Origin of the sequence: Blastomonas sp. CCH1-A6 (assembly GCF_001556365.1) — a bacterium.
Taxonomy (GTDB): domain Bacteria; phylum Pseudomonadota; class Alphaproteobacteria; order Sphingomonadales; family Sphingomonadaceae; genus Blastomonas; species Blastomonas ursincola.
This window is the reverse complement of sequence record NZ_LSIS01000242.1, coordinates 1-20163: the sequence shown is the minus strand read 5'-3', so window position 1 is coordinate 20163 and position 20163 is coordinate 1. Positions and strand designations below refer to the sequence as shown.

The following is a 20163-nucleotide window of genomic DNA, read 5'->3' as shown; positions in this document are numbered from 1 at the left end:
GTGCCGCGCGGCACGCACGACTGGCACAAGTTCCTCACCCCGGAAGAGCTGACCGCGCTGCTGAAGGACGCCGGCCTCACCGTCACCGACACGCGCGGCATCGCCTGGGACCCGCTCAAGGGCCTGCACCTCAGCGACAACCTGGCGCTGAACTATCTGATGACGGTGGTGCGGAGTTAGAGATGTGACGGTGCCTGCATCCGCTGATGCAATATGCGCATAACCGCAATGCCTTCCGGTACGACGCGGAAATAGATGACGTGGCGACCGATCGTGCGTCGACGGTAGCCCTTGCGGACATGGTCGCAGGCCGGAGCCCTGTGAGGCGCTCTCGCAAGCTCGCCACAGGCCGCCTCTATCAGATCAACATAGCTTAGCGCCTGATCGCGTCCCCAATGGACGATGGTGTAGTCGAAAATGTCGTCAAGATCGCGCTGCGCCGCCGGCGCGAGCTTGAAGCTAGCCATGCTCTTCGAGCTTGCGGCGCTTGAACGCGGCGAAATCGAATGGCTCCGGCTCGCCGCTGAGCTCGCCCTCAATCAGCGCTGCCCGGATACTGTCCAGTTCGAGATCACGCTGCTGCGCCTGCCGGATCAGGTCCCGGATAGCCTCGCTGTCATTGGTGTAGCTACCAGCGGCAATCTGGTCTGATATCCACGCATCCTGCTGCTGCGTCAGCGTGATCGTCTTGCGTACCGTGGCCATAATGCCCTCCGCCTGTATGGCGTCATACTATTGGTGCAATATGGCGCAGGCCCGCCTATTCGTCAAACCCGCCTTCCATATAATCCTCACGGGCCAGATCGCTGAACTTGGTATATTCGCTCTCGAAGCGCAGCTGGACATTGCCGGTCGAACCATGGCGCTGCTTCGCGACGACCACGGTCGCCTTGCCCTGCACCTTGAGATGGCGTTCCTCCCAGATGCGGTATTTCTCGACCTCTTCTGGCGTGCTGTTGTCGTCGGGAACGGTCGGCTGGAGCGCCTGATTGTAATATTCGTCGCGATAGATGAAGAGCACGATATCGGCGTCCTGCTCGATCGAGCCGGATTCGCGAAGGTCGGAGAGCTGCGGTCGCTTGTCCTCGCGGCTTTCGACCGCACGGCTGAGCTGCGACAGCGCCATCACCGGCAGCTGAAGCTCCTTGGCGAGCGTCTTGAGGCCTCGGCTGATCTCCGAAATCTCGTTCACGCGGCCTTCGTTGCGGCCCGTGCCCTGGAGCAGCTGGAGATAGTCGACCACGATGAAGCCGATATCGTGCTTGCGCTTGAGGCGTCGCGCGCGGGCGCGCAGCGCGGCGATCGTCAGGCCCGGGGTATCGTCGATGAACAGCGGCAGGTCCTCGAGCTCCTGCGAAGCCGCAACCAGCCGCTGGAACTCGTTGCGCGCGATCTGCCCCATGCGCAGCTTTTCCGAGCTGATCCGCGATTGCTCGGCCAGGATACGCGTGGCGAGCTGGTCGGCGGACATTTCGAGGCTGAAGAACGCGGTCTTCGCGCCGACATTCTTGTCGTCGGCGACGCCCGCCGCCTTGTCGAGCCGCCAGCGCGCGGCGGCATTGAAGGCGATGTTGGTGGCGAGCGAGGTCTTGCCCATGCCGGGACGTCCGGCGAGGATCAGCAGGTCCGACGGATGCAGGCCGCCGATCTTGGCGTTGAGATCGGTGAGACCCGTGGTCACGCCCGAGACATGGCCGCCGCTATTCAGCGCCTTTTCGACCATCGACAGCGCGGTGCGCGTGGCGACGTTGAACTGCACCGCGCCGCTGGTATCGCCCTCGCCCTGCGCGACATTGTAGAGCGCCGCTTCGGCGAGCTCGATCTGGCCCATAGGGTCGACCGCCTCGCTGGTGTCCATCGCCTTCTCGACCAGCGAGCGGCCAACCTGGATCAGCTCGCGCAGCAGCGCGAGATTGTAGATCTGCTCGGCAAAGTCGCGCGCGCCGATCAGCCCGCCGGCATCGCCGGTCAGCCGCGCGAGATAGCGCATGCCGCCCAGTTCGCCCAGGCCCGGATCATTCTCGAAGAACGGCTTGAGCGTCACCGGGGTGACGGTCACGTTCTTGTCGATCAGCTTCATGATCTGCGCGTAGAGCCGCTGGTGAACGCTTTCGAAGAAATGCTCCGCCTTGAGCCGCGCGCCGACCTCTTCCGCAATGCGGTTGTCGATCAGCAGCGCGCCCAGGAACGCGGCCTCGGCCTCGATATTGCGCGGCAGCCGCGCTTCGGCGGATTCGCGCGCACTCGGCGCGGCAATCTGGGGCGGCAGCGCCGGCGGCGGTGCGGCTTGGAGCAGGATATCTTCGGGCATCCGGCCATAATCGCCGCAGCCGCCCCGGCGCGCAAGCCGCCTGTACCAATAATCGTGTGGACAAGGCCGGGGAGAGCGGAACCGACGGGCTTTTTCCGCTTGCCCCGATGCACGGCATAGGGAAAGACGGGAGGATCATGTCCAATCCGCGCATCATCCATGTCGAGCTCGACGAGCAGACGATTCTGTGGCGCAACGCGGATATCGAGCAGGAACGGCGCATCGCCATTTTCGACCTGATCGAGGACAATTATTTCAAGCCGCTGAAAGCCTATCCTGACGGCTATGCCGGCCCCTTCCGTCTGCATCTGGCGGTGTTCGAAGGCCGGCTGGCGATCACCATCTCGCGCGAGGACGGCAGCCATCTGGAAACGCTGGTGCTGGCGCTGGGCCGCTTCCGCCGCCCGATCCGCGAATATTTTGCGATCTGCGACAGCTATTACCAGGCGATCCGCAAGGCGACGGCGCAGGAGATCGAGACAATCGACATGGCACGGCGCGGGGTCCACAATGATGCCGCCGAGCTGCTGGTCGAGCGGCTGCAAGACAAGATCGAGATCGATTTTCCCACCGCGCGCCGCCTGTTCACGCTGATCTGCGTGCTGCACATCAAGGGCTGAGCCAAAGCGACATGCGCCCTTCGACCCTAAAACGCTGGACCATCGGCCTTGTCCTGCTCGCGCTGCTGCTGGCGGTGCTCGGCGGGCTGGTCTGGGGCGGCATCACCGGATGGACCCCTTCGCGCAAGGATTACCCTGTGCAGGGCCTGTATGTCAGCGCCGCCGATGGCGACTTGGCCTGGCCGACACTGGCGACCATGGGTGCGGATTTTGCCTATGTCCGCGCGAGCGCGGGCGGATCGTTGCGTGACCCGCGCTTTGCCGCGAACATCAAGGGCGCGCGCGCGGCGGGCATGCGCTACGGCGCGGTGCATGAGTTCAGCCTGTGCGCCAGCGAGGAATCGCAGGCGCAGCAGTTCATCACCACCGTTCCGCGCGATCCCGACATGCTTCCCCCCGTTGTCAGCCTGGAGCTGAGCGAGGCCTGCAAGAACAGGCCTGATCGCGCCATGCTGCTTGGCGAACTCAACACCCTGCTCAACCAGATCGAGAACCATGCGGGCAAGCCGGCGCTGCTGCGCATCGGCCGCGATTTCGAGGATGCGTATCAGGTCAGCGAAGGGCTGGCGCGCACCGTCTGGCTGATCGGCGATTTCGTGCCACCCGACTATGCCGCCAAGCGCTGGGTGATGTGGCAATCGAGCAGTTTCTACCGGATCAACGGTGCGCCGGACGGCGTGCGCTGGAATGTGGTGCGACCATGAATGACAATATAGGCAGAACCGAATTGCTGGAGGCAGCGCGGGCAGCGGCGCTGACGGCCTATGCCCCCTATTCGGGCTTTCATGTCGGCGCGGCCTTCCGCTTTGCCGATGGCACGATCGTGACCGGCAGCAATTTCGAGAATGCAAGCTATGGCCTCGCCATCTGCGCCGAGACCAGCGCCGCGATCGCCGCGAACCTGCAGGGCCGCCGCACCGGGCTGATCGAGGTCGCGATCATGGGCGGGCCACTTGGGCCCGATGGCCAGCTTGCGCCGGGTCCGCATCCGGTGACGCCCTGCGGCCGCTGCCGCCAGGTGATGAACGAACTGGCGCAACTGGGCGGGACTGATCCGATCGTCTATTCGGGCCACGCGACGGGCGCAATCGAGCACCGGCTGTCGGTGCTCTTGCCAGCCGCGTTCGGCCCGGCCAATTTGGAATGATGCCGCCATCCCATCACCCCCGCGCACGCGGGGGTCCCGCTTTGCAGCGCTAGCGGGATTCCCGCTTTCGCGGGAATGACGAAGTTAGAAGGAACGAGAATGTCCATCCTTTCCGACAAATGGATCCGCACCCAGGCGCAGGAACACGGCATGATCGAGCCGTTCGTGGAAGCCCAGCGGCGCGATGGCTGCATCTCCTACGGCCTGTCCTCCTATGGCTATGACGCGCGGGTGGCGGACGAGTTCAAGATCTTCACCAACGTCAATTCCTCGGTGGTCGACCCCAAGGAATTCGACCCAGCGAGCTTTGTCGATCGCAAGACCGATGTCTGCATCATCCCGCCCAACAGCTTCGCGCTGGCACGCACGGTCGAATATTTCCGCGTGCCGCGCGATGTGCTGGTGATCTGCCTCGGCAAATCGACCTATGCGCGCTGTGGCATCATCGTGAATGTTACCCCGCTGGAGCCCGGCTGGGAGGGGCATGTCACACTCGAATTCAGCAACACCACGCCGCTGCCCGCCAAGATCTACGCCAACGAGGGTGCGTGCCAGTTCCTGTTCCTCAAGGGCAACGAGCCGTGCGAGACCAGCTATGCCGATCGTGCGGGCAAATATATGGGCCAGCGCGGCGTGACATTGCCCCGGCTTTGACCCACAAGCACGCACTATAACATCACAGCAGGAGAGAGCCTCATGTCCGCACGCGATTCGCGCGAGTTCGACGTCATCGTCTATGGTGCCAGCGGCTTTACCGGGCGACTGGTCGCCGAATATCTGCAGAACACCTATGGCCAGGGCGGCGATGCGCCCAAATGGGCGGTCGCGGCGCGCTCCGCCGACAAGATGGCAGCGGTGCTTGCAGAGATGGGCCTGCCCGCCGACACCCCGATCGTCGTTGCCAATGCCGACGAGCCAGAGACCATCGACGCGATGGCCAAGCGGACGAAGGTCGTGCTGACCACGGTCGGTCCGTACCAGCTCTATGGCGAGCCGCTGGTCGCCGCCTGCGCCGCCAATGGCACCGATTACGTCGACCTGTGCGGCGAACCCGCCTGGATGCGCCAGATGATCGACAAGTATGACGCCGCGGCAAAGGAAAGCGGCGCGCGAATCGTGTTCTCCACCGGCTTCGATTCGATCCCGTTCGATCTCGGCGTGCTGATGCTGCAGAAGGAATGCGTGGCCCGCTTCGGCAAGCCCGCCCCGCGCGTCAAGGGCCGGGTCCGCGCGATGCAGGGCACCTTTTCGGGCGGCACCGCCGCCTCGCTCAAGGCAACCATGGCCGCGGTCGGGCGCAATCCCGAACTGCTCGGCTATCTCACCAATCCGTTCAGCCTGGCGGGCGGCTTCGAAGGCCCGGCCCAGCCCAAGGGCAACAAGCCCGAGCATGACGACAAGCTCGGCAGCTGGGCCGCGCCGTTCATCATGGCGCCGATCAACACCAAGAATGTCCATCGCACCAATGCGCTGCTCGGCCACCCCTATGGGCAGGATTTCGTCTATGACGAGATGATGCTGACCGGCCCCGGCGAGAAGGGCGAGGCGATCGCCAAGCATATTGCCAGCACCGACATGATGGGCGGCGAAGGCGGCCCCAAGCCCGGCGAAGGCCCGAGCAAGGAGGAGCGCGAGAACGGCTTCTACGACGTGCTGTTCGTCGCCGAGATGCCCGATGGCCAGGTGCAGCTCTATGGCGTCAAGGGCGACAAGGACCCGGGATACGGCTCCACCAGCAAGATGATCGCCGAAAGCGCACTCGGGCTGATCGAGGACGTGCCCGAAGGCCCGGGCGGCATCACCACCCCCGGCGCGGTGCTGGGTGAGCATCTGGTCAAGCGGTTGGTCGCCCGAGCCGGATTGAGCTTCGCGGCGGAGTGATCCAGATTCCCCCTCCCCGTCGGGAGGGGGAATGTTGCGCCATTGCGACACAGCGCAGGAATTGCTGCACTTGCGAACACAGGCCCATTGCACTTTGGGCAGATTGGCGCATATAGCAGCCGCACGGGGCGACGCACGATCACGACAAGAGAAGAAGCGGAAGCATCATGCTGAAGGCCTTGCTGCGCAGAAAGCCCAAACCGGCAGCGCCCATCGATACCGCCACCCTGCCCGACGGCCAGCGCGTCTATGCGATCGGCGACATCCATGGCCGGCGCGATCTGCTCGACCAGCTGCTCGACAAGATCGTCATGGACGACCGCATGCGCGGCCCTGCAGACACGCATATCGTGTTTCTGGGTGACCTGATGGATCGCGGCCCGGACAGCGCCGGGGTGATCGATCGCGCTATCGAACTGTCCGAAACGCTGGGCGACAATGTCCATTTCCTGATGGGCAATCACGAGGAAGTGTATCTCGCCGCCGCCGATGGCGACGAGAAGCTGGTGCGCTTCTTCTGCAAGATCGGCGGGCGCGAGACGATCCTGAGCTATGACATCAGTCCACAGGAATATAATTCGCTGAGCATGGAGGAGCTGACCGAGCGGCTCACCACGCTGCTGCCGCAAAGGCACCTCGAATTCGTGCGCGGCTTCAAGGACCGGATCGTGATGGGCGACTATGCCTTTGTCCATGCCGGCATCCGTCCGGGCAAGTCGATCGAGGAACAGCGCCCCAAGGACCTGCGCTGGATCCGCGAGGATTTCATTCTCGACGAAACACCGCATGACAAGCTGATCGTGCATGGTCACACCATCACCGACGATGTCGAGGAATGCTCCAACCGCATTGGCCCCACATTCCCCAAGTAAATCGCTGATTTTGCTGTCAGGATCTCAATATTTCCGATATAAATCATGGTGTTGATGGCCGTGAGGGGCGCGTTTGATGGATCACCCAGAGGGTGCGGGTTCGAAGCGGGCAGATCGGGTCGAGTTCGACCGCCGGGTGCATGTGGAGTTCCGAGGTGCGCAGCTCAGTTCCGACGGCGGCCTGCTGGTGATGCGCGAGCTGGATGACGCGCTCGGGCTGTCCGATCTGGCGGCAAAAGCATTGCGCGACACCCGGCGCGGCAAGAACACGGTCCACCGGCTTGACGGGTTGTTCCGGCAATCGGTGTTCGGGCGACTGGCCGGATACGAGGATGTGAACGACGCCGACCGCCTGGCCCTCGATCCGGTGATGCGCCAGGTCGTGGGTGGAAGGGCTGTCGATGCGCAAGCGGCCTCGGCCTCGCAGATGGGACGGTTCGAGACCGAGACACTGGCACAGCCCGAGAACCGTGCCGCGCTGGCCGACCTGAATGGCCAATGGATCGACCGGTTCCATGACCGTAACGGGCTGAAGTACATCGTTCTGGACATGGACAGTTCGGTCAGCCCCACCCATGGCGATCAGGAGGGCGCGGCCTGGAACGGGCATTTCGACTGCACCTGCTATCACCCGAACTTTTTGTTCAACCAGTTCGGCATGCTGGAGCGCTGCGCCTTGCGCCATGGCAACGTCCACAGCGCCGATGGCTGGCGGGACGTTCTCGACCCCGTCATCGCCCGCTACGCGGAGCGCGACCTTTGCGGCCGGTTCTTCCGGGCTGACGCCGCCTACGCGATCCCCGCGATCTATGAGCGGCTGGAAGAAGCCCGATTCTTCTACGCCATCCGGCTGCCTGCGAACAACGTCCTGCGCGAGAAGATCGCGCATCGGCTGACGCGCCCTGTCGGGCGACCTTCGCTGACCAAGGTCAAGCGCTTCTACGAAGACTTCGAGTATCAGGCGGCATCCTGGGACAAGGAACGCCGGGTGATCGCCAAGATCGAATGGCATCCGGGCGAACTGTTCCCGCGTGTCGGCTTCATCGTCACCAACCTGCCGATGGAGCCCGACTGGGTGGTGCGGTTCTATAACCAGCGCGGCACCGCCGAGCAGCACATCAAGGAAGGTAAATATGCCTTCCACTGGACGCGGCTGTCATGCCGGAAGTTCCGCGACAATGAGGTGCGACTGCAACTGCATGCGCTGGCCTACAACCTGGCCATCTTCTTGCGCTGCATCGAGTTGCCCGAGACGATGGCCGACTGGTCGTTGACCAGCCTGCAACTGAAGCTGATCAAGATCGGGGCACGTGTCGTCCGCCATGCCCGCGCCATCACCTTCCAGCTGGCCGAGGTGGCCGTCACCGGTCCGATGGTCCGCGCCATCCTCGCCGCCATCCGCCGATTGCGAGCGCCTCCGCTATGCGCATGACCGCCATCCACGCCCAAACTGAACGAAAACGGCAGGATGGGTCTGTCCGCTGCGCTGAAAAACACCGCCACCAGGGCACAACACGGCGGCTTCGCGGGCCGATCTGCCCTGTCTCAGCGCCTTGCGCGCCCGACGACGCCGCTCGGGACGGAAAATGATTGTCCTGCGGTCGGATTCAGGCGAAACTCACGTCAGACGGCATGCCACTTGGGGAATGTATGCTGAATGTCGATCCGACCCAGGGAGGATAATTGTGGTTTCGTTCTACGACCGTCATGTCATGCCGCGGCTGATCGGCTGCGCCTGTGCGAGCAAACCGGTGATGCGGCAGCGCGCGAAAGTGGTGCCGCGCGCGCGTGGCCGCGTGCTGGAACTGGGCATCGGCGGTGGGCTGAACCTGACCTTCTACGATCCCGCCGCGGTGAGCGAGGTGGTGGGCGTCGATCCTTCGGCCGAACTGCGTGCGCGGGCCGAAGCGGCGCCGCGCGCCGAGGGACTGACGGTGCGGGTGCTCGACGGCGCGGCCGAGGCGCTGCCGTTCGGGGACGATTCCTTCGACACCGTCGTCACGACCTTTACCTTGTGCTCGGTCGACGATGCCGGCGCGGCGCTGCACGAGGCGAAGCGGGTGCTGCGGCCGGACGGGCGGCTGATCTTCTGCGAACATGGGCTGGCGCCGGACGCTGCGGTGACGCGGTGGCAGCAGCGGATCGAGCCGTTGTGGAAGCGTCTCGCCGGGGGATGCCATCTGACGCGGCCGCCCGCGGCCATGCTGCGCGCCGCCGGGTTCCGGGTCGACCGCCTCGACAGCATGTACCTGCCCAGGACACCGCGATCGCTGGGGTGGAACGAATGGGGTGAAGCGCGGCACGGGTGACGGATGGCGAGATAGACCCGCTAGTCACCGCCGCCACTCCGCATTAAGTCCCCGCGCATGACCTCGACCAACGACATTCGCCGCAGCTTCCTCGATTACTTCGGCGGCAACGGCCATGCGATCGTGCCCAGCGCGCCGCTGGTGCCGCAGAACGACCCGACGCTGATGTTCGTCAACGCGGGCATGGTGCCGTTCAAGAACGTATTCACCGGGCTGGAGACACGGCCCTATTCCACCGCGGTGAGCGCGCAGAAATGCGTGCGGGCGGGCGGCAAGCACAACGACCTCGACAATGTCGGCTATACCGCGCGGCACCATACCTTCTTCGAGATGCTGGGGAATTTCAGATCCTGACAGTCCAGCCCAAAATGGCGGTTGGAAGGTGAAAACCATCGGTTGCCTCCAGCACTGCCCAAAAGCCCCATGGCCTCCCCCGAGGCGGGGGTGGGCGGCGAGAGCGACCGGAGAGGCCTGCTGAAGCGGCGGGCTGCACCCGCAGGGGCGAAATGAAATGGAGCAGCCCGGCGAAGCCGAGGCTTGCAGCGCGCCGCGGCGGGCCTAGCAGGGAGCGCCGACCACTCCCGCATCGAGGGAGAGGCCAAAAAATCGGAGCCGCCGCGCAAGCGGCGTCCGCTTAATGGCGGGCGACAGCCCGCATCGACATGCATCGCGAAGCGGCCGATCGCGCGAGGGATCGGCCGCCATGGCAGTGGCGCTCGTGCGTTAAGTCAGCATGTAGCCGACGTCGGAGGCGCCGGTCGGATAGGCGAACATGGTGGAGCGAAGATCGGCCGCGGTGAGGCCGTGGCGGATTGCCAGACCGAAAACGTTGATTACCTCGTCGGCGTTCGGCCCCACGAGATGCGCGCCGAGGATGAGGTCCGTGTCCTCGTCGATCAGCAGCTTATGGCCGTAGACCGGCTCGGCGAGGCGGCGGGCGGTGAACCAGTCTGGCGTCGAGGCTGCGTTGACCCGGAGCGCGACGCCGCCGCGGCGCGCCGCCTCCTCTGACAGTCCGACGGCGGCGATCGGCGGCAGAGTGAAGGCCACGCTCGGCACGCCGCGATAGTCCGGCTGGTGCGTCGGGCCATCCAGGAGGTTGGCGGCAACTACCTTGGCATCGTGGCTGGACACCGGCGTCAGCCGCGGCCCGACTCCGGCAGCGTCGCCGGCGGCATAGACCCGCGGGTTGGAAATGCTCCGCAGATGCGCGTCGAGCTGCAGGCGCCCGTCCTGCACCGCCACCTCGCCGGCGGACAGGTCGAGCGCCTTGAGGTCAGGACCGCGCCCGGCGGCATGAACGACGAGATCGGCGGCGACGCTGAGATCAGGCTCGCCCTGGCGCTCGGCGTGGACCAGCAGACCGCTCCCGCTGCGCTCGACCCGGGTAACGGTGGCACCGGTCTCGACGCGGATGCCGAGCACCTCGAACCGGGGCGTCAGCCAGCCCACCAGGTCGGGATCGAAGTGCGGCAGGAGCCGCTCGGCCCGCTGTAGGATGGTGACCTCTGCGCCCGCTCGGGCCGCCAGATGCGAGAACTCCGCAGCGACATAGCCGCCGCCGATCAGCACGATCCGGCGCGGCAGGGCCTGAAGCTCCAGGAACGCATCGCTTGTGCTCACCAGATCTTCGCCCGGAATGCCGAGCGGGACTGGACGCGCGCCGCTGGCGATCAGGATATGGCGGGCCCGCAATGTCCGGCCTTCCACCACGATCGTGTCTGGGCCGGCAAAGCGAGCAACACCGTGTAATGCGTCGACACCGAGCTCGGCGTAGCGGTGCGCCTGCTTGGCGGGGATCGGATCGGTGAAGGTCCGCTTGAACGCCATCAGGTCGGGCCAGTCGATCGCCAGCGTGCCGTCGACGCCATGTCTGGCCATGCGCCTTGCCGCGTCGATCGCTTCCTCGCCGCTGACCAGCATCCTCTTGGGATCGCAGCCACGCAGCGCACAGGTGCCGCCGAACGGACGGTGATCGATGACGGCGACGGACCATCCAGCGGCACGGACCCGGCCGACCGCGACCTGCGCTGCCGTGCCACTGCCGATGACGATCAGGTCGTAGGAAGCCATGGTCGCATCTCCATCCGCATCGGCGCAAAAATCGCGCGCCCAACCTCGAGCGCTTCGGCCAGGCACAGACGAATGCCGTCATCGGCTCCGACCGGACCGCTCGCGCACCAGGCCGCCAGATGATCGTCATCGCAGAAGAAGGCCTGCAAGGTGCAGAGCGACGATGCCGCGCAGCCACTGGCATAGCGACGGCCGGACCAGACGACGATCGCGCCCGGCTCAACCTCTTCCAGCTCGCGGCCGCGGCTGGGGGTATGGATGCTATGATTTCATCGACGGCAACCCCCTGCTGGAAGCGCACCCGGTCGATTATGTGAACGACCCGGCGGTGATCGCCCGCAACGATCGAATGGTGTCGGTCAACGCCACGTTGCAGGTCGATCTGGACGGAGCGTGCAATTCCGAGTTCATGAACGGGCGCCAGTTCAGCGCCGCCGGGGGACAACTGGATTTCGTCCGCGGCGCCTATGCGTCCAGGGGCGGCCGGTCCATCATCGCCTGCCATTCCACCGCCGCCAGGGGCACGGTGTCCCGCATCGTTCCGGCATTGACGGGGCCGGTGACGACGCCGCGCAACGAAACCCAGATCGTCGTCACCGAATATGGCTGGGTCGATCTCAAGGGCAAGAGCGTCAGCGAACGGGCGCGCGCGCTTATCGGCATCGCGCACCCGGATTTCCGGGAGGCGCTGGCGCGCCCTTGATAAGCTGCCCTCCGGGGTGATTCCATCCTATCCAAAAATCAAGGGGACGCCGGGTTCAAAGGCGCTCCCAAACAATGGGAGAATGAAGTGCAGGGAAATCGCATCGCCAACACCGGTCTTGCAAACAGGATCATGGATGCGGACGCAGCCGCAAGCCTGATCACCAACGGCATGACGATCGGCATGAGCGGCTTCACCGGTTCGGGCTATCCCAATTGGCATCGATACCGGCGCCTATATGAGCGGTATGCTGACCGCCTTGTGCCTGGAAGGCCGGGAGCGTTGGTATCTCAAAACGGGCGGCTGACACGCAGCCAAAGCCTTGCGTTGGCAAGGGATTTGCGTCAGCTTGAGCGCATGCTCAAAATCGCAACGCTGGTCGCCGCCCTTTCCCTTTCCGTCAGCCCGGCGCTCGCCGCGCCCGAGGCCGACGCCGCGCGGTTGCGCGCCGATGTCGAGAAGCTGGTGAGCTTCGGCACGCGCCACACATTATCCTCGCCCGACCATCCCACGCGCGGCATCGGTGCGGCAAGACGCTGGGCGGCGACGGAATTCGCGAAGATAGGCAAGGCGTGCGGCGGCTGCATCACGGTCGAGCAGATCGACCGGCGCTTCACCGGCCCGCGCGCACCCAATGGCGTCAATGTGGTCAACGTGCTCGGCGTGCAGGCCGGCACGGGCAATCCCGATGACGTGATCATCATCTCCGCCCATATCGACAGCCGCGTGTCGGACGTTGCCGATTTCACCAGCGACGCACCCGGCGCGAACGACGACGGATCGGGCGTCGCGCTGGTGCTCGAGGCCGCACGCACCTTGAGCAAGGAAAGGTTCGCGCCGACGATCATCTATGCGGTGCTCTCGGGCGAGGAACAGGGGCTGTGGGGCGGACGGCTGATCGCCGAAACGGCACGCGCGCGCGGCTGGCAGGTGCGCGCGCTGCTCAACAATGACATTGTCGGCAACACCGAGGGCCAGGACGGCCGCCGCGTGACCGACCGGGTACGCGTGTTCAGCGAGGGCATCCGCGCTTCGGAATCGCTGGCCGAGGCGATGGCGCGGCGCGGCAGCGGTGCGGAGGACGACGGTCCCTCGCGCGCCGTCATGCGTGCCGCGCAGCGCGTCGGCAAGGCGCGCAGCGACCTGGGACTCGAGGTGTTCGGCGTGCGCCGCCCCGACCGCTTCAGCCGCGGCGGCGACCATCTGCCCGCGCTCGAACTTGGCTATCCCGCGATCCGCTTCACCGTGGGGGTCGAAAATTATGACCACCAGCATCAGGACCTTCGCGAGGAAAACGGCCGCAAGTTCGGCGATACGATCGACGAGATGGATTTCCCCTATCTCGCCCGCGTGACGGCGCTCAACATCGCGGTCATCCGCGAGCTTGCCAGCGCGCCCCCTGCCCCTGCCAGCGCGGTGCTGGGCGGCGCGCTGAGCAGCGACACCCAGGTCAGCTGGCCCGAGGTTCCGGGCGCAGCGCGCTACAAGGTCTATTGGCGCAGGGCCGATGCGCGCGACTGGGAACAGTCGCAGGAGACCACCGATACCAAGCTGACGCTGCCCGGCGTGATCGTTGACGATCATTTTGCCGGCGTGGCGGCGATTGCCGAAAATGGCGCCGAAAGCGCGGTTACCTTCGCGGGGCTACCCCCCCGCCAATAAGAATGTTATGTCCAAGACACAGCTTTCTGGTTAGGGACGAGCCATGAACGACTGTTCTTCCTGCATCGTGCGGAACCGCGCGATCTGTTCAAGCCTGACACCGGATGAGTTGCTGATTCTGGGCAAGATGGGGCGTCGCCAGAAGGTCAAGGCGGGGCACACCCTGCTCTGGGAGGGCGACGAAGCGCCTGTCGTCGCCAATGTGCTCGAGGGCGTGCTCAAGCTGGTCGTGGCCGCGTCGGACGGGCGCGAACAGATTGTCGGGATCGTGTTCCCGTCCGATTTCATCGGCCGCCCGTTCGGCAAGGAAAGCCCGTACAGCGTCACCGCGATGACCGATGCCGAGGTGTGCATCTTCAACCGCAACGCGTTCGACGATTTCGCCAGCGAACATCCCGACCTGCAGCAGAAGCTGCTGCGCCGCACGCTCGATGAGCTCGACCGCGCGCGCCACTGGATGATGCTGCTGGGTCGCAAGTCGGCGACCGAGAAGGTCGCCTCGTTCCTGCTCGAAATGTCCGATCGCCTGTCCGGCCAGGGCTGCAACGCCGACGGATCCTTGAACGGCTTCGAGCTGCCATTCGGGCGTCAGCAGATTGCCGACATTCTGGGCCTCACCATCGAGACCACCAGCCGCCAGCTCACCCGGATGAAGAGCGACGGGCTGCTCGCCCTGCCATCGCGACGCGAGATCGTGATCCGAAACCGCGCCGCGATGGAAGAGATGGCGGGCTGATTCACCCGCCCCCCCGCTTCAGAAGCGGAAGCCGATTCCGGCGCTGATCACCCAGGGATCGAGCTCGTGCCGGGTGCGCAGCACCTCGACGCCATTGGCGCGCCAGCTGGCCAGCGGCCGCAGGAAATAGCGCTTCACGTCCGCCGAGACGAACAGCCCCTTGTCGTTGACCGGGATGTCGATGCCGGCCTGCAGCGCCGCACCGACGGTATCGTTGATCTTCTGGCTGGTGGCGCCGAGCGCGCGTGTCGTCGCGCCGGGCTTTTCGTTGATGAAGATGAAATAGCTGGGGCCCGCGCCGATATAGGGGCGGATGCCGCCCGGCTTGCCGAAATGATATTTCAGCGTGACCGTGGCGGGAACGATCTTGGCGTTCGAGACCAGCCCGGCCCCGGCGAGCGCGCCGCGCCCGTCGACATCATGTTCGGTTACCCCGGCGATGGTTTCGACCGACAGCGAATCGGCGAGGAAATATTCGATCGCGACCGTGGGTACGAAATTGTCGTTCGCCTTGGTCTGGGTTCCGGCGGGCAGGCCGATGCGGTCGACCTTGACGTCCTTGATCTTGCCGTCGGGCGCAACCAGCGTGCCCAGAACCTTGAAATGCACTTCGCCCGCCTGTGCCATCGCCTGGCCGGGAAGGGCCAACGCAGCTGCCGTAAGAGCCAGCGGGATAATCTTGGTGTTCATGTTGATCACTCCTCCTTGAGTGATCGCATCCCTGCCCCGCGCCTCGGTTCGTCGCATTGATGCGGCGCAAAAATTTCTTTGACCCGGATCAATGTCTTGCCCCGCAACTCGGGGCAAACCCCAGCGGAGGAAGCGCGGATTCTGCTGTGAAGCCGCGTGCACGGGGACAAGCGTTATGGATGGTTTGGTTTTGAAGGCCGGGGGCTGGCTGGGCCTCGCCCTGCTGGCACTGGCAATGGCGGTAATGGCCGTCGACACGCCCTATGCGGTGCACATGACGATCATGATGATCGCCGCCCTGCTCGCCTTGTGGTTCACCATGAGCCGCGCCGATTATGGCGCGATCGCGCGCGGGATCCTGAAATCTCCCGCCGACCAGGGGCAATATGATGACGACCCCATCCGCTGGGGTGTCATCGCGACCCTGTTCTGGGGCACGGCGGGGCTCGCCGCCGGACTGTTCATCGCGCTGCAGCTTGCCTATCCCGCGCTCAACTTCAATCTGGAGTTCACGACCTTCGGGCGCTTGCGGCCACTGCACACCTCGGCGGTGATCTTCGCGTTCGGCGGCAATGCGCTGATCGCGACCAGCTTCTACGTCGTGCAGCGCACCTGCCGCGCGCGCCTGGCCTTCCCTGCCCTCGCCCGCTTCGTCTTCTGGGGATACCAGCTGTTCATCGTGCTCGCCGCCACGGGCTACCTCATGGGCGTGACCGAGGCGAAGGAATATGCCGAGCCCGAATGGTATGTCGATCTGTGGCTGACCATCGTCTGGCTCGCCTATCTGGCGGTGTTCGTCGGCACGATCGTCCGTCGGCGCGAACCGCATATCTATGTCGCCAACTGGTTCTACCTGAGCTTCATCATCACCATCGCGATGCTGCACGTGGTGAACAACCTGTCGCTGCCTGCCACCATCTTCGGATCGAAGAGCTATGCCGCCTTTGCAGGCGTGCAGGATGCGCTGACCCAGTGGTGGTACGGCCATAACGCCGTCGGCTTCTTCCTGACCGCCGGCTTCCTGGCGATGATGTATTACTTCGTGCCCAAGCAGGCCGAGCGTCCGGTCTACAGCTATCGGCTGTCGATCATCCACTTCTGGTCGCTGATCTTCCTCTATATCTGGGCGGGTCCGCACCACCTCCACTATACCGCGCTGCCCGACTGGGCGCAGACCCTGGGCATGGTCTTCTCGATCATGCTGTGGATGCCGAGCTGGGGCGGCATGATCAACGGCCTGATGACGCTCAACGGCGCATGGGACAAGATCCGCACCGATCCCATCATCCGCATGATGGTCATGGCGCTCGCCTTCTACGGCATGAGCACCTTCGAAGGCCCGATGATGTCGATCAAGTCGGTCAACAGCCTGTCGCACTATACCGACTGGACCATCGGCCACGTGCATAGCGGCGCGCTCGGCTGGAACGGCATGATCACCTTTGCCTGCATGTACTATCTGGTTCCGCGGCTCTGGGGTCGCCAGCGGCTCTATTCGCTGCGGATGGTCAACTGGCACTTCTGGCTCGCGAGCGCCGGCATCGTCTTCTACGCCGCGTCGATGTGGGTCGCGGGCATCATGCAGGGCCTGATGTGGCGCGAATACGGTGCCGACGGATATCTGGTCTACAGCTTCGTCGAAACCGTCGCCGCGATGCACCCGATGTACCTGATGCGCGCCTTTGGCGGCCTGCTCTACCTCAGCGGCTTCATCATCATGATCGTCAACGTCTGGGCCACGCTGGCCGGCAAGGTCCGCGACGAGAAACCGATGACCGAAACGCCGCACAATCCCGCCGCCGACCGTCCGCTGGTCGCCGTGCCCGCCGAATAAGGAGCCGAGAAATGGCCGAACCCATTGCCGAACCGCGCTTCAGCCACAAGAAGCTGGAACGCAACATCACCCTGCTGGGTCTGGGCGCGCTCGCTGCCGTCGTCGTTGGCGGCATCGTCGAGATCGCCCCGCTCTTCTGGATCGACAACACGATCGAGAAGGTCGAGGGGATGCGCCCCTATACCCCGCTCGAGCTGTCCGGGCGCAACATCTACATGCGCGAGGGCTGCTATACCTGCCACAGCCAGATGATCCGTCCGTTCCGCGACGAGGTCGAGCGCTATGGCCATTACAGCCTGGCGGCCGAGAGCATGTACGACCACCCGTTCCAATGGGGGTCCAAGCGCACCGGGCCCGATCTCGCGCGCGTCGGCAAGCGCTATTCGGACGAGTGGCACCGCGCGCATCTCGCCGATCCGCGCAGCGTGGTGCCTGAATCGATCATGCCGCCTTATGCGTTTCTCGCCGAGCGCGATCTCGATGCGGGCGACATGAGCGACGATCTGACCGCATTGTCGCGGGTCGGCGTGCCGTACAGCAAGGCCGCGATCGCCGCCGCCAATGCCGACCTGAAGGCGCAGGCCGACCCCAATGCCGAGGGCGCCGCCGAATTGCAGGCGCGCTATCCCAAGGCGCAGGTGCGCGATTTCGACGGCGATCCTTCGCGGATCACCGAGATGGATGCGCTGATCGCGTACCTTCAGATGCTGGGCACGCTGGTCGATGTCGAAAAGGCCGCGCCGCAGGACCAGGGCGATGCGCCCGTTGCCGGAAAGGCCGGCCAGCCATGAGCTACGACGCGCTTCGCCACTTTGCCGACAGCTGGGGCCTGCTCGCCATGACCGTGCTGTTCATCGGCCTGATCGCCTGGCCTTTCCGCAAGGGCGCGCGCCAGCACCATCACGACGCCGCCAACATGATCTTCAGGGAAGACGACAATGTCTGACAAGAGCCGCATCGACGAACCCACCGGCACCGCCACCGTCGGCCATGAATGGGACGGGATCGAGGAGCTGAACACCCCGCTGCCGCGCTGGTGGCTGTGGACCTTTTACGCGACGATCGCCTGGGCGGCGGTCTATGTCGTGCTGTTCCCGGCCTGGCCGATGGTCAACAGCGCGACGCGCGGCATGCTCGAATGGTCGAGCCGGGGAGACCTCAAGGCCGAGCTGGCCGCACAGGACGCCAAGCGCGCACCGATCGCGAAGGCCATTGCCGCTACCTCCATCACCGATCTGGCCGCGAAGCCCGAACTGCTCGAAGCCGCGATCCAGGGCGGCAGTGCCGCGTTCAAGGTGCATTGCGTGCAATGTCATGGCGCGGGCGGTGCAGGCGTGGTCGGTGCCTATCCCAGCCTCACCGATGACGACTGGCTCTGGGGCGGCGACCTCGCCGCGATTGAGACCACGCTGACGCACGGCATCCGCAACCCCGATCATGACGAAACGCGGCTCAACATGATGCCCGCCTTCGGCAAGGACGGCATTCTCGATGCCGCCGCGATCAACGATCTGGTGAGCCATGTCCGCGTCATCAGCCGCCAGGAAAAGCCCAGCGCCTCCTCGGCGCGCGGTGCGGCCTTGTTCGAGGCCAATTGCGTCGCCTGTCATGGTCCCGCGGGCCAGGGCATCCGCGAACTGGGCGGCCCCAAGCTGACCGATGCGGTCTGGCTCTATGGCGGCAGCCGCGAGGCGATCGCGAAGACGATCTATGCCCCGCGCAACGGCGTGATGCCGCGCTGGAACGACAAGCTCGACGCGGTGACCATCAAGATGCTCAGCGCCTATGTCCATTCTTTGGGCGGCGGAGAGGACGCTCCCGCTCCTGTCCTCACCGCTCAGCCCAAAGGGGAGGCCGATAATGGCTAACCCCGACGCCCTTGCGAACGTCGAAGGCCCGCTCTACGCCGCGCGCAAGGGCGTCTACCCCAAGAAGGTGGACGGCCATTTCCGACGCCTGAAATGGCTGATCATGGCCGTGACCCTGGCGATCTATTACGGCACGCCCTGGATTCGCTGGGATCGCGGGCCCTATGCCCCTGACCAGGCGGTGCTCGTCGACCTGGCCAATCGCCGCTTCTACATGTTCCAGATCGAGATCTGGCCGCACGAATTCTATTATGTCGCGGGCCTGCTGATCATGGCGGGCATCGGGCTGTTCCTGGTGACCAGCGCGGTAGGCCGGGCCTGGTGCGGCTATGCCTGCCCGCAGACGGTCTGGACCGACCTGTTCCAGCATGTCGACCGGCTGATCGATGGCGACCGCAATGCGCAGATCCGCCTCGCCAACGGCCCGTGGACCGCGGAGAAGCTGGCCAAGCGCGCGCTCAAATACGGGCTCTATCTCGCCATCGCCTTTTGGACCGGCGGCGCGTGGATCATGTATTTCGCCGATGCGCCCACGCTCACGCGTGAATTCTGGACCGGCGAGGCGGCTTATGTCGCCTATGCCACGGTCGGCGTGCTCACCGCGACGACCTTCGTGCTCGGCGGTTTCATGCGCGAACAGGTGTGCATCTACATGTGTCCCTGGCCGCGCATCCAGACCGCGATGATGGACGAAAAGTCGCTGCTGGTGACCTACAAGGACTGGCGCGGCGAACCGCGCGGCAGCCTCAAGACCGCGCTCGCGCATCCCGGCAGCGTCGGTGATTGCGTCGATTGCAACCAGTGCGTCGCGGTCTGCCCCACCGGCATCGACATCCGCACCGGGCCGCAGATCGGCTGCATCACCTGCGCGCTGTGCATCGACGCGTGCGACAAGGTGATGGCGCAAGTCGGTCGTCCGCGCGGGCTGATCGACTATTGCGCGCTCGACGATGTCGCGGTGGAGCGCGCGGGCGGCACCGCGCAGCCCGTGCTCAAGACGCTGCTACGCCCGCGGCTGATGGTCTATCTCGGCATCTGGTGCGCCATCGGCCTCGCCATGCTGTTCACGCTCGGCCAGCGCACGCGGCTGGACCTGGCCGTGCAGCACGAGCGCAGCCCGCTCTATGTCCAGCTGTCTGACGGCATGATCCGCAACAACTACACGCTCAAGCTGCGCAACATGGAAGCCCGCCCGCGCAAGGTGGCGATCACGGTGAGTGGCCTTCCCGGCGCACAGCTCTGGACTGAGACCGGATCGCGCGAAAAGGCAAGCCAGCGGGTCGAGATGACCATCTCACCCGACAGCGTCACCCGCGTCCGCCTGTTCGTCGCCGCGCCCGCCAAGGGGCCGGCGCGCCAGGACTTCACCATCGCGACCCAGGGCCGGGACGGCGACCCGCGCGGCGATAGCGACACCATCCAGTTCGACCGTCCGGAGGTTCAGTAATGGCTACCCG

General features: G+C 65.0%; 21 protein-coding genes and 3 pseudogenes. 18 read left to right on the top strand and 6 right to left on the bottom strand.

From position 1 onward, the window contains the following. Positions 1 to 180, top strand: a pseudogene (locus tag AX735_RS25810) (bifunctional 2-polyprenyl-6-hydroxyphenol methylase/3-demethylubiquinol 3-O-methyltransferase UbiG); the annotation flags it as partial. Here AX735_RS25810 and AX735_RS11415 read toward each other — a convergent pair. From AX735_RS11415 to AX735_RS11405, 3 genes are read right to left on the bottom strand one after another with little or no spacing between them, the layout of a single operon-like run. Further along, positions 177 to 467, bottom strand: coding sequence for a type II toxin-antitoxin system RelE/ParE family toxin (locus AX735_RS11415; RefSeq protein WP_066280061.1), 291 nt, complete (start codon positions 465 to 467; stop codon positions 177 to 179). The pseudogene AX735_RS25810 and the gene AX735_RS11415 sit on opposite strands and share 4 nt — an antisense overlap. Then, positions 460 to 705, bottom strand: a complete 246-nt coding sequence (locus AX735_RS11410) for a type II toxin-antitoxin system ParD family antitoxin (protein WP_066280058.1) — start codon at positions 703 to 705, stop codon at positions 460 to 462. Before AX735_RS11410 ends, AX735_RS11415 begins: the two co-directional genes overlap by 8 nt. 55 nt (positions 706 to 760) lie before the next feature. Beyond that, positions 761 to 2311 carry a replicative DNA helicase gene (locus AX735_RS11405; RefSeq protein WP_082751053.1) on the bottom strand — a complete coding sequence of 517 codons (1551 nt, stop codon included), beginning with the start codon at positions 2309 to 2311 and terminating at the stop codon, positions 761 to 763. Positions 2312 to 2448: 137 nt separating this feature from the next. Here AX735_RS11405 and AX735_RS11400 point away from each other — a divergent pair, with 137 nt between their 5' ends. From AX735_RS11400 to AX735_RS11360, 9 genes and pseudogenes are all read left to right on the top strand, one after another. Then, positions 2449 to 2931, top strand: a complete 483-nt coding sequence (locus AX735_RS11400) for a UPF0262 family protein (RefSeq protein WP_023838401.1) — start codon at positions 2449 to 2451, stop codon at positions 2929 to 2931. Positions 2932 to 2942: 11 nt separating this feature from the next. Next, the gene (locus tag AX735_RS11395; RefSeq protein WP_066280055.1) at positions 2943 to 3635 is read left to right on the top strand and encodes a glycoside hydrolase family 25 protein; all 693 of its coding nucleotides are present in this window, start codon (positions 2943 to 2945) and stop codon (positions 3633 to 3635) included. Then, the gene (locus tag AX735_RS11390) at positions 3632 to 4078 is read left to right on the top strand and encodes a cytidine deaminase (RefSeq protein ID WP_066280052.1); all 447 of its coding nucleotides are present in this window, start codon (positions 3632 to 3634) and stop codon (positions 4076 to 4078) included. Before AX735_RS11395 ends, AX735_RS11390 begins: the two co-directional genes overlap by 4 nt. Positions 4079 to 4177: 99 nt before the next feature. Next, a complete protein-coding gene (gene dcd / locus AX735_RS11385; protein WP_066280049.1) occupies positions 4178 to 4732 on the top strand; it encodes a dCTP deaminase in 555 nt (184 codons plus the stop codon). Positions 4733 to 4774: 42 nt separating this feature from the next. Beyond that, positions 4775 to 5959 (top strand): saccharopine dehydrogenase family protein, encoded by a 1185-nt coding sequence (locus AX735_RS11380; protein WP_066280046.1) that lies wholly within the window; start codon positions 4775 to 4777, stop codon positions 5957 to 5959. Between the two features lie 167 nt (positions 5960 to 6126). Beyond that, complete coding sequence (locus tag AX735_RS11375) at positions 6127 to 6831, top strand: metallophosphoesterase family protein (RefSeq protein ID WP_082751052.1); 705 nt, start codon at positions 6127 to 6129, stop codon at positions 6829 to 6831. A 76-nt stretch (positions 6832 to 6907) separates the two neighbouring features. Further along, positions 6908 to 8263, top strand: a complete 1356-nt coding sequence (locus tag AX735_RS11370; protein ID WP_003168745.1) for an IS1380-like element ISKpn23 family transposase — start codon at positions 6908 to 6910, stop codon at positions 8261 to 8263. A gap of 253 nt (positions 8264 to 8516) precedes the next feature. Beyond that, on the top strand, positions 8517 to 9140 hold the full coding sequence (locus tag AX735_RS11365; protein ID WP_328587029.1) for a class I SAM-dependent methyltransferase: 624 nt from the start codon (positions 8517 to 8519) through the stop codon (positions 9138 to 9140). Between the two features lie 57 nt (positions 9141 to 9197). Next, positions 9198 to 9485: pseudogene (locus tag AX735_RS11360) on the top strand (alanine--tRNA ligase-related protein); the annotation flags it as partial. Positions 9486 to 9863: 378 nt separating this feature from the next. Here AX735_RS11360 and AX735_RS11355 read toward each other — a convergent pair. Next, the gene (locus tag AX735_RS11355; RefSeq protein ID WP_066280040.1) at positions 9864 to 11213 is read right to left on the bottom strand and encodes a dihydrolipoyl dehydrogenase family protein; all 1350 of its coding nucleotides are present in this window, start codon (positions 11211 to 11213) and stop codon (positions 9864 to 9866) included. Next, complete coding sequence (gene merB, locus AX735_RS24315) at positions 11195 to 11422, bottom strand: organomercurial lyase (protein ID WP_231738511.1); 228 nt, start codon at positions 11420 to 11422, stop codon at positions 11195 to 11197. The genes AX735_RS11355 and merB overlap by 19 nt, the downstream gene beginning before the upstream one ends. 53 nt (positions 11423 to 11475) lie before the next feature. Here merB and AX735_RS11350 point away from each other — a divergent pair. From AX735_RS11350 to AX735_RS11340, 3 genes and pseudogenes are all read left to right on the top strand, one after another. Next, positions 11476 to 11916, top strand: a pseudogene (locus AX735_RS11350) (acetyl-CoA hydrolase/transferase C-terminal domain-containing protein); the annotation flags it as partial. A gap of 357 nt (positions 11917 to 12273) precedes the next feature. Then, on the top strand, positions 12274 to 13578 hold the full coding sequence (locus AX735_RS11345; protein WP_066280038.1) for a M20/M25/M40 family metallo-hydrolase: 1305 nt from the start codon (positions 12274 to 12276) through the stop codon (positions 13576 to 13578). 43 nt (positions 13579 to 13621) lie between these two features. After that, entirely contained in the window at positions 13622 to 14314 is a 693-nt protein-coding gene (locus AX735_RS11340) for a Crp/Fnr family transcriptional regulator (protein ID WP_066280035.1), read from the top strand. 18 nt (positions 14315 to 14332) lie between these two features. Here AX735_RS11340 and AX735_RS11335 read toward each other — a convergent pair whose 3' ends face one another. Beyond that, a complete protein-coding gene (locus AX735_RS11335) occupies positions 14333 to 15004 on the bottom strand; it encodes an OmpW/AlkL family protein (protein ID WP_023838409.1) in 672 nt (223 codons plus the stop codon). 175 nt (positions 15005 to 15179) lie between these two features. Here AX735_RS11335 and ccoN point away from each other — a divergent pair, with 175 nt between their 5' ends. From ccoN to ccoG, 5 genes are read left to right on the top strand one after another with little or no spacing between them, the layout of a single operon-like run. After that, positions 15180 to 16838 carry a cytochrome-c oxidase, cbb3-type subunit I gene (gene ccoN, locus AX735_RS11330; protein ID WP_066280029.1) on the top strand — a complete coding sequence of 553 codons (1659 nt, stop codon included), beginning with the start codon at positions 15180 to 15182 and terminating at the stop codon, positions 16836 to 16838. 11 nt (positions 16839 to 16849) lie between these two features. After that, positions 16850 to 17629 carry a cytochrome-c oxidase, cbb3-type subunit II gene (gene ccoO, locus AX735_RS11325; protein ID WP_066280025.1) on the top strand — a complete coding sequence of 260 codons (780 nt, stop codon included), beginning with the start codon at positions 16850 to 16852 and terminating at the stop codon, positions 17627 to 17629. After that, on the top strand, positions 17626 to 17784 hold the full coding sequence (locus AX735_RS11320; protein ID WP_066280023.1) for a cbb3-type cytochrome c oxidase subunit 3: 159 nt from the start codon (positions 17626 to 17628) through the stop codon (positions 17782 to 17784). Before ccoO ends, AX735_RS11320 begins: the two co-directional genes overlap by 4 nt. Beyond that, positions 17777 to 18706, top strand: a complete 930-nt coding sequence (gene ccoP, locus AX735_RS11315; RefSeq protein ID WP_066280018.1) for a cytochrome-c oxidase, cbb3-type subunit III — start codon at positions 17777 to 17779, stop codon at positions 18704 to 18706. Before AX735_RS11320 ends, ccoP begins: the two co-directional genes overlap by 8 nt. Next, positions 18699 to 20153 (top strand): cytochrome c oxidase accessory protein CcoG, encoded by a 1455-nt coding sequence (gene ccoG / locus AX735_RS11310; RefSeq protein ID WP_066280012.1) that lies wholly within the window; start codon positions 18699 to 18701, stop codon positions 20151 to 20153. The genes ccoP and ccoG overlap by 8 nt, the downstream gene beginning before the upstream one ends. Positions 20154 to 20163: the final 10 nt, after the last annotated feature.